Source organism: Vibrio sp. 2033, from assembly GCF_033339735.1.
Genome location: NZ_JAWOVC010000317.1, coordinates 1 through 727, shown reverse-complemented (window position 1 = coordinate 727; position 727 = coordinate 1). Strand labels below are relative to the sequence as shown.

1 protein-coding gene is annotated in these 727 nt (G+C 48.0%); it reads right to left on the bottom strand.

What is annotated here, in order from left to right; genetic code table 11:
* Window positions 1-727, bottom strand: a 727-nt coding sequence (locus R7P74_RS26330; RefSeq protein ID WP_318123589.1) for a translocation/assembly module TamB domain-containing protein, incomplete at both ends; no start/stop codon positions are given.

The window sequence follows — 727 nt, the reverse complement described above, 5'->3', positions numbered from 1 at the left end:
CAGGGTTACGAATCGCTTTGATCGATACATACGGTTGATCCGCTGGACCGTTCATTAAGATCTTACCTTCTTCGATCACCAAATCTTGACCAAATGAACGGTAAGAACCGTCAACGATGTTTACCTCACCAACGATGAATGGTCCTTTGTCTTTTTGTGTCACGTTAAGGCTACCTTTCAAGCCGCCCTTCAAGCCAAACGCCGCAAGTTGGAAGTCATCACCAATCTTGATGTTGATGTCCGTTTCGACGTTGAATGGCATAGCCGTCACTTCATCAACTGGCTGTAAATCCTTGTTTAAAATCACGGTATCACTCGACACCCCAACCGCACTTGGTGGCAGTTCCTCAATGACGATACGTCCCCACGGCAGATTGATATTACCTTCCACCTTCGCCAACTGCGGCGTGACATCAATGGTCATGTCCGGCTCAACTTTGATTTTGACCATCGGCGGCATATCAACTTTTAGTTCTTTTGCAAACACGCGGGCGCGAGTGCGCCAGTCTTGCAAGTCACGCCAGTCAGCATCACCGGTGATTTCTAGCTTACCGTCAGGCGTAATGATCCCAGCATCCAAATCCGCTTGGTGACCTTTGAAGTTGATCACGACTTGTCCGGAGTTGATGTCGATTGGCGTCACTTCGCCTTGCAGCTTCATTTGATCGATAAGGAACTGACCATTCACTTTTGGATGCATTACATCACCAGACAAGGCCAAATCAGT